The organism is Geodermatophilus sp. DF01-2 (genome assembly GCF_004571065.1).
Classification (GTDB): domain Bacteria; phylum Actinomycetota; class Actinomycetes; order Mycobacteriales; family Geodermatophilaceae; genus Geodermatophilus.
Map to the genome: position 1 here is coordinate 1 of NZ_SPQN01000052.1, position 12839 is coordinate 12839.

Annotated in this window: 16 protein-coding genes; 5 read left to right on the forward strand and 11 right to left on the reverse strand. The window is 74.9% G+C overall.

Annotation, left to right across the window (positions count from 1 at the left end):
• The coding region (locus tag E4P41_RS14040; RefSeq protein WP_135141869.1) for an HNH endonuclease signature motif containing protein at positions 1–353 on the forward strand (353 nt) is incomplete at its 5' end.
• A gap of 5 nt (positions 354–358) precedes the next feature.
• Here E4P41_RS14040 and E4P41_RS14045 read toward each other — a convergent pair.
• Positions 359–1480, reverse strand: coding sequence for an AI-2E family transporter (locus E4P41_RS14045; protein WP_135141870.1), 1122 nt, complete (start codon positions 1478–1480; stop codon positions 359–361).
• A gap of 163 nt (positions 1481–1643) precedes the next feature.
• On the opposite strand from E4P41_RS14045, the gene E4P41_RS22210 reads away from it, so the two are divergent.
• Both E4P41_RS22210 and E4P41_RS14050 read left to right on the forward strand, forming a co-directional pair.
• On the forward strand, positions 1644–1781 hold the full coding sequence (locus E4P41_RS22210) for a hypothetical protein (RefSeq protein WP_167761087.1): 138 nt from the start codon (positions 1644–1646) through the stop codon (positions 1779–1781).
• Between the two features lie 102 nt (positions 1782–1883).
• Positions 1884–2156 carry a DUF3040 domain-containing protein gene (locus E4P41_RS14050; protein WP_135141871.1) on the forward strand — a complete coding sequence of 91 codons (273 nt, stop codon included), beginning with the start codon at positions 1884–1886 and terminating at the stop codon, positions 2154–2156.
• Between the two features lie 118 nt (positions 2157–2274).
• Here the strand turns inward: E4P41_RS14050 and E4P41_RS14055 are convergent, their stop codons facing one another.
• From E4P41_RS14055 to E4P41_RS14065, 3 genes are read right to left on the reverse strand one after another with little or no spacing between them, the layout of a single operon-like run.
• Complete coding sequence (locus E4P41_RS14055; protein ID WP_135141872.1) at positions 2275–2910, reverse strand: copper chaperone PCu(A)C; 636 nt, start codon at positions 2908–2910, stop codon at positions 2275–2277.
• Entirely contained in the window at positions 2907–3395 is a 489-nt protein-coding gene (locus tag E4P41_RS14060) for an alpha/beta hydrolase (protein WP_135141873.1), read from the reverse strand. Before E4P41_RS14060 ends, E4P41_RS14055 begins: the two co-directional genes overlap by 4 nt.
• Positions 3396–3405: 10 nt before the next feature.
• Positions 3406–3918: a hypothetical protein gene (locus tag E4P41_RS14065; RefSeq protein ID WP_135141874.1), complete on the reverse strand. Its 513-nt coding sequence runs from the start codon at positions 3916–3918 to the stop codon at positions 3406–3408.
• Between the two features lie 162 nt (positions 3919–4080).
• Here E4P41_RS14065 and E4P41_RS14070 point away from each other — a divergent pair, with 162 nt between their 5' ends.
• On the forward strand, positions 4081–5034 hold the full coding sequence (locus E4P41_RS14070) for a mechanosensitive ion channel domain-containing protein (protein WP_135141875.1): 954 nt from the start codon (positions 4081–4083) through the stop codon (positions 5032–5034).
• Positions 5035–5046: 12 nt separating this feature from the next.
• On the opposite strand, the gene E4P41_RS14075 is transcribed toward E4P41_RS14070, so the two are convergent.
• The 7 genes from E4P41_RS14075 to E4P41_RS14105 all read right to left on the reverse strand — a co-directional run bounded on the left by E4P41_RS14075 (position 5047) and on the right by E4P41_RS14105 (position 12024).
• A complete protein-coding gene (locus tag E4P41_RS14075; protein ID WP_135141876.1) occupies positions 5047–5925 on the reverse strand; it encodes a metallophosphoesterase in 879 nt (292 codons plus the stop codon).
• Positions 5922–6947 (reverse strand): alpha/beta hydrolase, encoded by a 1026-nt coding sequence (locus tag E4P41_RS14080; RefSeq protein ID WP_135141877.1) that lies wholly within the window; start codon positions 6945–6947, stop codon positions 5922–5924. Before E4P41_RS14080 ends, E4P41_RS14075 begins: the two co-directional genes overlap by 4 nt.
• Positions 6944–8434 (reverse strand): phosphatase PAP2 family protein, encoded by a 1491-nt coding sequence (locus tag E4P41_RS14085; protein ID WP_135141878.1) that lies wholly within the window; start codon positions 8432–8434, stop codon positions 6944–6946. Before E4P41_RS14085 ends, E4P41_RS14080 begins: the two co-directional genes overlap by 4 nt.
• Positions 8435–8445: 11 nt before the next feature.
• Complete coding sequence (locus tag E4P41_RS23660) at positions 8446–9237, reverse strand: GerMN domain-containing protein (RefSeq protein WP_135141879.1); 792 nt, start codon at positions 9235–9237, stop codon at positions 8446–8448.
• Entirely contained in the window at positions 9234–10712 is a 1479-nt protein-coding gene (locus E4P41_RS14095; RefSeq protein ID WP_135141880.1) for a HAMP domain-containing sensor histidine kinase, read from the reverse strand. The genes E4P41_RS23660 and E4P41_RS14095 overlap by 4 nt, the downstream gene beginning before the upstream one ends.
• Positions 10709–11386 (reverse strand): response regulator transcription factor, encoded by a 678-nt coding sequence (locus E4P41_RS14100; protein WP_135141910.1) that lies wholly within the window; start codon positions 11384–11386, stop codon positions 10709–10711. The genes E4P41_RS14095 and E4P41_RS14100 overlap by 4 nt, the downstream gene beginning before the upstream one ends.
• A gap of 122 nt (positions 11387–11508) precedes the next feature.
• Positions 11509–12024, reverse strand: coding sequence for a hypothetical protein (locus E4P41_RS14105; RefSeq protein ID WP_135141881.1), 516 nt, complete (start codon positions 12022–12024; stop codon positions 11509–11511).
• 384 nt (positions 12025–12408) lie between these two features.
• On the opposite strand from E4P41_RS14105, the gene E4P41_RS14110 reads away from it, so the two are divergent.
• Complete coding sequence (locus E4P41_RS14110) at positions 12409–12834, forward strand: PRC-barrel domain-containing protein (RefSeq protein ID WP_135141882.1); 426 nt, start codon at positions 12409–12411, stop codon at positions 12832–12834.
• Positions 12835–12839 lie beyond the last annotated feature (5 nt).

A 12839-nucleotide genomic window follows, 5' to 3' on the forward strand; every position in this document is an offset into this window, starting at 1 on the left:
TGCCCGAGGCGTGCACCCACGACCTGACCGGCCGGCCCGGGCTGCGCGCCCCCGGCCCGACTGAGGGCTACCGGCCCGGTGCCGCACTGGACCGCACCGGCCGGGCGCGGGATCGGCGGTGCCGGTTTCCCGGCTGCCGCCGCTGGGTGCCGGAGGCCGGGGAGCTGGATCACCACCGGTCCTACGCGGCCGGGGGTGAGACCAGCGCGGCCAACCTGGCCGGCTACTGCACCAGCGACCACCGCGGGAAACATCAGGCACCGGGCTGGCAGCACATCCTCGCTCCTGACGGCACGCTGACCGTCACCACGCCTACTGGCCTCACCGCGGTCACCACCCCGCCGCCGTACTGAGGCGGTCATCCGGCTCCGGCGCCCGGTGGCGCAGCGGGGACCTCGGCCACGGCGTCCCCGGAGGTACGCACGTACTCGGCTACCCGGTACGCCACCGCGACGGCCGGCACTGCGACCACCGCACCGGCGATGCCGAACAGCAGGGTCGCCGCGGTGACGGCGAGCAGGATGACGACGGGGTGCAGTCGCACGGCCCGGCCCATGATGAGCGGCTGGAGCACGTTGCCCTCGACCTGCTGGACCACCAGGACGACGACCAGCACGATCAGCGCGTCGGTGAGGTCCTCGGTCACGAGCGTGACCAGCACGGCGACGGCTCCGGTGAGGGTGGCGCCGACGATCGGCACGAACGCGCCGAGGAAGACCAGCAAGGTCAGGGACAGCCACAGCGGGACGCCGAGCAGCACCAGCGCGGCCCCGATGCCGACCGCGTCGATGACCGCGACGAGGACGACGCCGCGGACGTAGCGCGCCAGGGTGGTCCACGCGGCCCGCCCCGCGCCGTCGACCGTGGCGCGGCGGCGCTGCGGCACCCGGACGACGAGCCACCCCCACATCCGCTCCCCGTCCTTGAGCGTGAAGAAGACGAGGAAGGCCACCAGCAGCAGCGCGGTGAGTGCGAACACCACCATCCGGGCGCCGGCGACCGGATCGGGCGCTGCGTCGTACAGCGCTCCGACCACCTGGTTGCGGATGGTGGCCACCTGCTGCGCGTCCAGCGAGAACGGCCCCTCGATCAGCCACACCCGGATGCGGTCGATGCTCGCCGCGAGGGGACCGGTGAGCTCGCGGAGCCGGGAGACGACGCGGAATCCGATGAGCGCGCCGATGCCGACCAGGACGGCGAGCAGCACCAGGACAGCGGAGAGCGCAGCCAGCGACGCCGGTACGCCCGTCTGGCGCAACCGGCCGGCCAGCGGCGTGAGCAGCGCGGTCAGGAGCAGTGCCGCGGCGACCGAGACGGTCACGAGAGGGACCAGCAGCAGGAGCCAGAGCGCGAGCCAGGCCAGTGCGGCGAGGGTGAGCACCGCACCGCCGGTGGCCATCACCCGCACCGTCCACGCCGGTGCGGCCCGTCCCGGCCGCGCGCGCCGCCCGGGCTGCGGTGGCGCAGCGGGAAGGTCCACGACAGTCCCTCCGTCGGACACCGGGACCCCCTGGACAGGACGACGAGCTGGTGGGCGCGGGCGCGCGGTCAGGAGGCGGCTGCCGGTCCCGCCGGCCACCGTTCCCGCGGCGGGGCGCGGCCACACGTCCGGCTCCCACGAGTCGGTGGATCGTCACGAGTCGGTGGATCGTCACGCGTCCCCGGGCCGCGCGGTGGCTCCGGCCGCGGTCGGGCAGCGCTCCGGCGGCGGTGCCCGCTTCGCCGTCCGGGTGCTGCTGGCGGCCGCCGGGGTGCTGCCCCCGGCTGTTGCGGGGACATGACGGCCTCGTGGCGGTCGCGGGACCGCGGCGCGTGCGGTCGCCCACCACGGGTACGCGCAGGGCCCTACGAGCGTCCCGAACACGAGAGCGAGGATCACCACGATGGCCCTCACCGACGACGAGTCCGCCGTTCTGCGGACCATCGCCGCCCAGCTGGACCGTGACGACCCGCGCCTGGTCACGTCGCTGCGCGACTTCACCAGTGCCGTGCACCCACCACTGCGCGGGACCCTGCTGACGCTGGCGGCCCTGGTGGCCGTGCTGCTGGTCCTCGCCGTCGCGCTGGGCAACCCCGCGGCCCTCGTCCTCGCCGGCACCCTGGCGGCCGTGGTACCGCCCGGGGCCTGGATCGCCCGTCGCCGGGGCTGGTGGTAGGCCGCCACGGCCACGCCACGGCCACACCGGGGGCCCCTCACGCCGAGGGCCCCTCACGCCGGGGGCCCGGTCGACCCTCGCAGCGGTCGACCGGGCCCTCGGGCGTGTACGGCGGAACTCAGCCGGTGGGCGTGGCCGATCCGGACGGCGCCGCCGGGTCGTTCTCGGTCGGGTCCTGGTCGGGGTCGTCGTTCGGGAAGTCGAACGGCTGGGTGGGCGTCTGCCCTTCGGCGGAGACCGGGACTTCGATGGTGACCTCCCCGGCCTCGGCGAAGGTGAAGGTGACCGGGATCGACTGCGAGGAGCGCAGCTCCTGACCCAGGTCGAGCAGCGTCACCTCCGGCGGCCCCTCCGCGCCGACGTACAGGTTGTCCTGCGAGTCCACCGTCAGCGGCAGTCCCTGCCCCTCCTCGGTCTCGACGCGGACCCCGCCGAAGTCCGGCCCGCTGATGTCGGTCAGCGTGACCGGCTCCCCGCCGGTGTTGGCGATCGCCATGAACAGCCGCGCGTCGTCGCCGACCTCGTAGAGCCCGTCCAGGGGGTACTCCAGCTGCACCTGCAGCAGGCTGAGGTCGTCGGTGACCCGGGTGTCGGGCCCGACCGCGCCGCCGTCAGGATCGGTACCGGGCTCCTCCGCGGGCGCGTCCTCCTCCAGGTTGCCGGCGCTGCAGCCGGCCAGGACCAGCGCGGCACCGGCGAACGCGGCCGCGAGACGGCGGCGTGCGGGGGAGAGGGTCGTCGGACGGTCGGTCATGTGGCCTCCTGGGGCGTGGTCGTGGGGGCCGCCATCGTGGTGGCGACCCGGCGGGCGACGTTCCGGGCGACCTCCGGCCCGGAGGTGAAGGGCCGCACGTGGCCCGCTCCGGGGAAGGTCACCAGCTCCACGTCGGGGAGTGCGGACACCGGTTCCCGGAGCTCGCCCCCGGGAACCTCGGGGTCCGCGCTGTCGTGCAGCACCAGGCTGGGGACGTCGAGGTCCGGGGCGAGGCGGAGTCCGTCGTGCCCGACGCTGGCCGGCGTCGTCCCCGCCGGCGCCCGTGGCCGGGTGGACGGGGATCTCATGTGGCCGCGCAGATCGTAGGTCATCACCCGGTGGGCGCCGGCCGGCCGGGCGGGGTCCTCGCCCCACGAGTCGGTGGACAACCCCAGGCCGTGCACCCGTCCTACGGTCGGGGCGCCCTCCGTGCCGTCGGCGCCCGGCCCCGGTCGGGTGCCGTCGCAGGACGTCACGTCGGTCATCCCGACCCCGTCAGGGTGCGGGCTGCAGCACCGTGGCGACCAGGAAGGTCTGGTCGTCCCACTCGTCGAGCTGCTCCGTGTCGACGTCCAGGTCGAGCTCCTCGGCCACGATCCCGGCGTCGAACGCCTCGATCGGCGTCGCGGCGACGACCAGCGCCTGGCCGGCCTCCGGGTCGACGTCCCCGGCCTCCTCGGTGGCGACCACGAGCAGGGGGCCGACCTCGGCGTCGTCGGGCGAGGTGACGGTGAACACCCGCGGCGAGACGACCTCGGCGACGTCGGCGAGCAGGGTGACCTCCTGGCCGGCGTAGGCCTCCAGGTCCTCGGCGAAGGCCTCGTCCAGCAGCCCGCTGTAGGGGTCGTCGGGGTCCTCGGGCCCACGGATGTCGGGGACCTCGGCCTCGATGTCGGGGGCCAGCGCGCCCTCGTCGTCCTCGCCGCATGCCGACAGGCCGGCGCTGGCCAGCACCAGGACGGCGGCCAGCGTGGGCCCGGCCAGCGACCGGGAACGGTACGCGCGCACGACGGGGTCTCCTCTCGACCGGTCGGGCCGGGTGCGGCCCGCTCTGCGGCTCCTCCTGCCCGGGACACCGGGACGGACCCCCCGCCGGACGGTTCGTCACACAATAGTCATGAACGGCACCCGCCGGCCGCGGGAGCGGATGACCGTCGGCAGACTCGCAGCATGACGATCGAGGTCTTCGGCCAGGAGATCCGCCTGCTGTTCCTGACCGAGGAGAACGGCACCAAGCTCCTGCTCACCGCCGGCCTGGTGCTGGCGCTGCTGCTGCTGCGCTGGCTGGCCCGTGGCATCTCCCGCCTGGTGCTGCGCGGCGTCCACAACGAGCGCACCCGCTTCTGGACCCGGCAGGCCATCAACCTGGTGGTCGCGGTCCTGCTGTTCCTGGGCTTCCTGTCGATCTGGTTCGACGACCCCGAGCGGCTAGCCACGGGGATCGGGCTGGTCACCGCCGGGCTCGCCTTCGCGCTGCAGAAGGTGATCACCGCGCTCGCCGGCTACGTGGTGATCCTGCGCGGGGACACCTTCAACGTCGGCGACCGGATCACGATGGGCGGGGTGCGCGGCGACGTGATCGCGCTCGGCTTCATCCGGACCACGATCATGGAGATGGGCCAGCCGCCCGCCGTGCAGCCGGCCGACCCGGCGCAGTGGGTCCGGAGCCGGCAGTACACCGGGCGGGTCGTCACGGTCACCAACGACAAGGTCTTCGACGAGGCGGTCTTCAACTACACCCGCGACTTCCCGTACCTGTGGGAGGAGCTGACCCTGCCGGTCAAGTACTCCGACGACCGGGTGCGCGCCGAGCGGATCCTGCTGGAGGCCGCCCGGCGGCACACCGTCGTCGCCGAGGAGATGCCGGCCGCGGCCCTCGAGCGGATGCGGCAGCGGTACTTCGTCCGCGGCGCCGACCTCGAGCCGCGGGTGTACTGGCGGCTGACCGACAACTGGCTCGAGCTCACCGTCCGCTTCCTGACCGGCGTGTACGGGGTCCGCGACGTCAAGGACGCGATGTCGCGCGAGGTCCTCGCCGAGCTGGATGCCGCCGGCATCGGCCTGGCCTCGGCCACGTTCGAGGTGGTCGGGCTGCCGCCGCTGCGGGTCACCCCGGAGCCGTGAGCGGGACGGCGCTCAGCTCCCGGGCTGCAGCTCGAAGAAGGCGACCTGCGGGGGCGCGTTGATGCGGGCGGGAATGAGGCTGAAGCCGATGCCGCAGGTCACGAACATCCGGTTGCCCTCCGCGCCGTAGTCCTCGGGGGCCCAGCCCTCGGTGACGACCTCCTCCTGCTCGGTGAGCTCGATGTAGGACCAGCCCGGCAGCCCCGGGATGGCGATCTGGCCGCAGTGGGTGTGCCCGGCGACGGTCAGCGGCGCGCTGCCGGGCGGGAGGTCCGGGAAGACGCTGGGGTTGTGCGCGAGCACCACCCGGGGTGCGCCGTCGGGGACGTCGGCCAGCGCCTCGTCGATGTCGGCCACCCCCGGCCGCAGTGCCCCGATGCCCACCACGTGCAGGCCGGCGGCCCCGCCGGCGGCCCCGTCGACCGGGACCGCCTCGTTCTCCAGGACGGGGATGCCCACCCCCTCGAGGGCGGCGGTGAGCTCGTCGGCCATGCCCACCGCGTAGTCGTGGTTGCCCAGTACGGCGAAGGTGGGGACGCCGGACTCGACCAGCGGCTCCACCAGCGACAGGACCCGGTCGACCTGGACCTCGACCCCCGGGTCGCTGCTGTACACGAAGTCGCCGCCGAGCAGCACCACGTCCGGGTCGGCCGCCACGATGGTCTCGACGGCGTCCTCCACCATGCCGTCGTTGTCGAACCACATGCCGATCTGCCAGTCGGAGACGACGGCGACCGTGGTCCCGGCGTCCTCCTGACCCAGCTGCGGCAGCGGCACGTCGGCGCGCTCCTCGTCGAGGATGAACCGCGGCTCCACCAGCACGCCGTACACCACCAGGAGCACGAGCACCACGCCGAGTGCGGCGATGATGCGCCCGAGCCAGCGCTTCACGAAGTCCTCCGTTCGTCGGTCGCGGTCCCGCAGCGGGACAGCAGGTCGAGCAGGGCCGAGGTCACGGCCACGGCGTGGGTGAGCGGCACCATGTGCCCCGCTCCGGGCACGCGCACCAGGCGGGCGCGCGGACCGATCCGCCGGGCCAGCTCTTCCGCGGCGGCGGCCGGGATGGTCGTGTCGTCGGTGCCGGCGAGCACCAGCACCGGCACGTCCCGCAGCGCCTCGACCGCCGCCCGCCGGTCGTAGCGCGCCAGCCCGGGCAGGAAGCCGGACATGACCGCGGTGGGCGTCGTCCGCCACGCACCGGTCATCCGGTGCACCGCGTCCTCGGGCGGGTCGCCGGCGAACAGCCGCCGGCGCAGCAGCCGCTGCGCCGGGCCGGTGCGCATCGGGTGCAGCGCGTGCACCAGGGGGGAGGCGAGCCAGAGAACCCAGGCCGCGGCGATCCCCAGGGCCGTCCGGACCGGTGCCGGTCCGTCGGCGCCGTCCCCGGCCAGGGCGAGCGGCGCGGCGAGGGTCGAGAGCAGCGCGACGCCGGTGACCCGGCCGCCGACGAGCTCGGGACGTCGGCCGGCCAGCGCGAGCACCGCCATGCCGCCCATCGAGTGGCCGACGAGCACGACCGGCCCCGGCCCGGCGCACCGGTCGAGGACGAGCTCGAGGTCGCGGCCCAGGCGGCACGGTGTGGACCGCAGCCGGCCGGCCCACCCGCTGCGGCCGTGCCCACGCTGGTCGTAGCGGACCACGCGAGCGGCGTCGCGCAGCGCGGCCCACTGGTGGTCCCACATCGTCGCACGTGCACCGAAGCCGTGGACCAGGACGACGGTCACCGGCGCCGTGCCGTCCCCGCTCACCCGGCCGCCGACCTCGACGTGCAGGCGCACCCCGTCGTCGGTCAGCGGGCCGGTCGCGTCACCCGGGTGCGCCCGCGCCGCCCGCCGGCCCCACCACACGCGCAGTGCCAGGGCACCGGCGGCGACGGCCGTGCCCGCCCGGACGACGTCCCGCCCGGCGATCACATCCGTCCTCGAGCGGCAGCGGCGGCCGTGCCCGCCCGGACGCCGCGCCCCGGCGGCGGCAGCAGGTAGCGGGCGCAGGCCCAGACCCACACGGCGCCGAGCAGCAGCCCGGCGAGCACGTCGGTGGGGTAGTGCGCCGCGACGTAGATGCGCGAGATCCCGATGGCCGGCGCGAGCACGGCGGGCACCGCGAGCACCCACCACCGCCACCGGCCGCGGCCGTACACGATGACCAGCGCGGCCAGGGCGCCGTACACGGCGACCGCGGCCGCCACGTGCCCGGACGGCCAGCTCGCCCCGCTGGGCAGCCCGCCGACCAGGTCGGCCACCTCCGGCCGCAGCCGGTCGACCACCCGGGAGCTGGCGAAGTAGAGCAGCACCTCGCCGACGATCGTGACCACCACGAAGACCGCCGGCCGCCAGCTGGCCGCCACCGCCAGCCCGAGCACGGCGAGCGCCAGACCGACGGCGATCACCACGCGGGTGTCGGAGAGCACGCTCAGCGTCTCCATGAACGTGGTGAGCCCCGGGCTGCGTTGCTCGACGATCCACTGCACGACGCTGCGGTCGAAACGCCCCAGCCACGTGTCGGTGAGGACCGCGGTGACGAGGAGGCCCAGCAGCGTGAGGACGGCGAACACGCCGGCGGCGGCCGCGAGCAGGCGGAGGACGGTCCTCCGCCCGCCGGGCAGGGCCGGGTCGGACGACGGCGCCAGGTGCGCCTCCCCGCCCGGGGGGACGTCGAGCGGATCCAGCGGTACGTCCGGCTCCCGGCCGCGGCTGTGCTGCCACCCGCGGAAGGCCGCCGCCGTCACGGCCAGCCAGCCGGCGCCCAGCGCCCACCCGGCGAGGACGTCGGAGACGAAGTGCACGCCGAGGGCCAGCCGGGTGAAGCCGACGGCAACCACCACCACCGCCGTCGCGGCCACCAGCCACGGGCGGGCGCGGCGGCGCACCGAGGGCAGTGCGACCAGCAGCAGCGCACCGTAGACGACCATCGCCGTCATCGAGTGCCCGCTCGGGAAGCTGGCGTTGGACGGCGTCTCGACGACGGGCGACTGGACCACGGGGCGGGCCCGGTCGACGACCGCCTTGGCCACCGGGCCCAGGATCGCCAGACCGATCCCGGTCACCGCGACGAAAGCGGCCAGCCGGCGCTGCCGGCGGATCAGCAGGAACACCGTGGCCAGCACCATCACGAGGACGGCGAAGGCCGTTCCGCCCAGGTCGGTGACCCATCTCAGCACCGTCACCAGCAGTGGGGAGCCGCTGACCTGCTGGTTGAGCTCCGCGGCCACCTCGCCGTCGAGCGAGGCCAGGGGCGGCCAGGAGCTCTGCACCAGCAGCCAGAGCAGCAGGAACGGCACGGCGCCGACGAGCAACGCGGCCCAGCCGAGCAGGGCGCGCAGGCCGAACCGGCGGAGGCCGGTCGTGTCCTGGTGCGGGGCGTCCCCGCGGGGGGTGGAGACGTCGACGTCGCGTGTCATCGGCGTCCCGGCTACCCGAGGACCGGATCGCCCGGAACTCGTCCGGCCTTACGGTCCTGTGACATCCCGTCCGGCGTCCGGCGGCCGGCGGCCCGGAGCGGCCGGCGCCGTCCGGGGGTGGACGGCGCGGCCGGTGACCGGGTGCCGGTCGGCATGGAGGGGTTCCCGGTCGGCATGGAGGGGTTCCCGGTCGGCATGGCGGGATTCCCGGTCGGGGCGTCTGCGCCGGTGGACGGCGCGGTCGGCGTCGGGGACCGCTCGGGCGCGGCGACCGACGCGTAGTCGTCGCGGCCGACCGGCTCGGCGGTGAGGCCGTCGTCGGTGGGCACCTCGACCGGGGAGCCGTCCGCGGTGATCCGGACCGTCTCCACCCCCGGGAACCCCGTCACGGTGAACACCACCTGGGCGGTCGCGAGCAGCTGGTTGCCGCCGGCCACCTCGGTGAACTCGCGGGCCACCTCGACGGTCACCACGGGATGACCCGACGCCGGGCGGTCGGGCATCAGGCTCTGCGGGGACAGCGCCGTGCGCAGCCCGTCCACCACCTCGGCGCGGGTCGGTCCCACGACCAGCGCGTCGAGCGCGGCGTCGATGCCGGGCCGGTCCGTCGGGCGCTCGACCGGCTCCAGCCGGCTGCCCCGGACGAACCAGACGGTCACCCGGGGGCCGTCCAGCGCCCCGGGAGGGCCGGACTCGGCGGTCGACGGCCGCGGGATGTCGACCGGCTCGGGACCGGGCTGCACACCGAGGCCGCAGGACGTCACTCCCAGGACCGCGGCCAGTGCGAGGGCGGCCCGCCTCACGGCTCGCCCTCCGTCCCGCCGTCCGCGGGCAGCCGGACGACGAACCGCGCTCCGCCGCCCGGCGCGTCGGTCACGTCGACCGAGCCCCCCATCAGCTGCACGTGCCGGCTCACCAGCGCCAGGCCCAGGCCGCTGCCCTCGGTGCTGGCGCGGGCGCTGCCGCTGCCGCGGGCGAAGCGCTCGAAGATGGTGCTGCGTTCCGCCTCCGGGACACCGGGGCCCGAGTCGTCGACGACGATGCACGCGCTCGTGGGGGTGCGCTCCACCGTCATCGCGGTCAGGCCACCGCCGTGCGTGTCGGCGTTGTCGACGAGGTTGCGCAGCACCCGCTCCAGGCGACGCTTGTCCGCCCGCACGACGACGTCGGAGGCATCGGACCGGACGTTGAGCTCGACGGCGCCCCGGCCCGACACGGCACGCCGGGCCAGCGCCTCCCGGGCCAGCGCCGCCGGCCGGACGTCCTCGAGCACGAGGTCGGCGTTGCCGGCGTCGGCGCGGGAGATCTCCAGCAGGTCGGCGACCAGGCGCTCGAAGTCGCGCACCTCCGAGCGCAGCAGGGCCAGCGCCTCCCGGCCGTCGGAGGGCAGGTCGTCGGCGTACGCCTCCACGAGGCTCATCGCGTTGAGCATCGTCGTCAGCGGGCTGCGCAGCTCGTGGCTGACGTCGGAGGCGAACCGGGCGTCGGCGCGGACCCGCTGCTCGAGGGCGGCCGCGGTGGCGTTGAACGACGCGGCGATGGGCACCAGCGAGGGGTCGTCGCGCGGGTCGATGCGGGCGCTCAGGTCACCGGCGGCGATGGCGGCCGCCGCGGCCGAGATGCGGTCCAGGGGCCGCAACGCCGGCCGGGTGACCCACCAGCCCACGGCCGCCGACACCGGGGCGACCGCGAAGACGCTCAAGGTGAGCACCACACCGAGGACCCGGAAGGTGTTGTCCAGCTCCCGCAGCGGGAAGACCTCGAAGTACGCGTCGTCCAGCCCGGCCAGCGGTATGCCGACGGCGAGGTACGGATCGCCGTCGACGGCGATCCGCTGTCGTGAGGGGATGCCCTCCTGGACGGCGGTGCGCAGCGACTCCGGCAGCTCGTCGTGGCCGATCCGCAGCGAGGTGGTGTTCCACTCGCCGTCGTCGACCAGGAGGGAGACCGACCCCGTCTCCCGCGGGAGTTGGGACAGCAGCTGCGCGCGGGAGAGCCCCTCGGCCGGCAGCCCCCGCTGCACCAGCGAGGCGTTGGCCACCGCCTGTCCGAGCGTGGCGCTCTGCCGCTGGAAGAGCAGGTACTGGGTGGCGAAGACCCAGACCCCGACCGCGACGGCGGCGGTGAGCACGACCGCGACGGCGGTGAGGGCCAGGGCGGCCCGGCCGCGCAGGCCGGGGAGCCGGGAGCGCAGGCGCGGCGCGGAGGGCGCCGCGCCGACGGCCGTGGGCGGTGCGAGGACCGCGGGGTGGGCGCCTCGTCCGGCCGCCGGGTTCACTCCGGCAGACGGTAGCCCATGCCGCGCACCGTCGTCACGATCGTCGGGTTGGCCGGGTCGGCCTCCACCTTCTTGCGCAGTCGACGCACGTGGACGTCGACCAGCCGGGAGTCGCCGAAGTAGTCGTAGCCCCAGACCCGCTCGAGCAGCTCCTCGCGGCTGAGCACCCGGCCGCGCTCGGCCGCGAGCTCGGCGAGCAGCTTGAACTCGGTCTTGGTCAGCGGGACGACCTCGCCGTCGCGGGTGACCACGCCGTCCTGGGGCGCGATCTCGAGGTTGCCGACGACCACGCGCGGGCGGGCGCCGGAGGCGCGGGTGCGGCGGGCCAGCGCACGGATGCGGGCGGAGAGCTCCTTGGCCACGAACGGCTTGGTGACGTAGTCGTCGGCTCCGGCCTCCAGGCCCGCGACGACGTCGTGGCTGTCCGCCCGGGCGGTCACCATGATCACCGGCGTGGTGGAGACGCGGCGGATCTCCCGGCACACCTCGAAGCCGTCGCGGCCGGGGAGCATGAGGTCCAGCAGCACGATGTCGTAGGGCCGCTCCGCGAGCCGCGCCAGGCCCTCCTCACCGGAGCCGGCCTCGGTCACCTCCAGGCCCTCGCGGCGGAGGGTGATCGAGACGATGCGCCGGATGCGGTCGTCGTCCTCGATGATCAGCACGGCTCGGGCCATGGCATCGGAACTGCCCACCTGCGTCCTCCTCAACCCCTCCCGGCCGTGCCGACGCGCCGGTCGCGCGGTGAGCCGCAGGAGCTCACCGCACGACCGGAACCCGGCTCCGGTCGCGCCTGCGGTCAGTCGACGTTCTCGAGGACCTCGACGGTGTCGGCCACGACGTAGGGCTCCTGCTCCCAGTCGACGAACAGCTCGTCGTCGAGGTCGATGCCGAACTCCTCCTCGACCTCGGTGATGACGAACGCCTGCTGCACGGTGCCGGTGACCTCGACGGTGGTCTCGGGCGCCAGTTCGTTGTTCTCGGTGGCGCCGACGACCAGCAGTGCCTCGACGCTGGTGTCGTCGGTGCCGGCGATGGTGAAGGCGGTCGGGGTGATGACCTCGTTGACGTCGGCGGAGAGAACGACCTCCTGGCCGACGTAGGAGTCGATCTCGTCGTAGAAGGCCGTGTCGTAGACGCCTTCGAAGAGGCCATCCGCGGCCGGCTCCTCCTCGACGATGTCCTCGACGTCGGTGCCGGCCTCGGTGCCGGCGGTGTCCCCGCCGCAGGCGGAGAGGCCGACGGTCGAGAAGGCGGCGACCGCCACGACGGCCGCGCGGACGCTGCGGGGCTTGCTGGCAAGGGTCGTGCGCATGGTGCTTCCTCCTCGTGCCGCCCGGGGCCGTCCCGGACATCTGCCTGCCCTCCGACGGTGCCCAGGCGCGCACCGGCCCCGCGCCGGACGGGCGCATCGTCACGCGTTCGACAACGCATCCCGTCCAGGGAGGGCGGTGGCGTGACGGTGGTGTGACACCCCTGGCCGTCGGCGACGCCATGCCGGCCGCCCGGCCGTCTGCGGTGCTGGAACGAGCGGCCGCCGCCGGCCGTGCGGTGACGGGCCGGTGTCGGTCCTGTTGCAGGGTCGGCGCATCCGTGGGGCGCCCGCTCCCGGCGGGGCAGGATCACAGGCGGTCCACACGGGCCCCCGTGGGTGCGGTCGGCTCCGGACCCACGGAGCCCCGGGAGGGAGGAGACCCGCATGGCCAGCTCCGACATCGCCGGCCGCCTGGTCCGGCTGAGCGAGACCGGCCGGACGGTCGCCGAGCCCGCGGCCGACGTCCGCGGGCGCACGGCGGTCGACAGCGAGGGCCAGGAGATCGGCACCGTCGACGACCTGCTCGTCGACGACCGCGAGGAGCGGGTGCGGTTCCTGCGCGTCGGGGCCGGGGGCTTCCTCGGCATCGGCAAGGAGCACTACCTCGTCCCGGTGGAGGCGGTCGAGGCCGTCGAGCCCGACCGGGTGCGCATCGGTCGCGACCGGGCTGCGCTCAGCGACGTCCCGGGCTACGACCCGGAGCTGGCCGAGGACCCCGCCTACTACGCCGGTGTCTACGGGTGGTGGGGCTTCGGCCCCTACTGGGCTCCGGGCTACGTCTATCCGCCCTACCCGTACCCCTACCGCTGACCCGG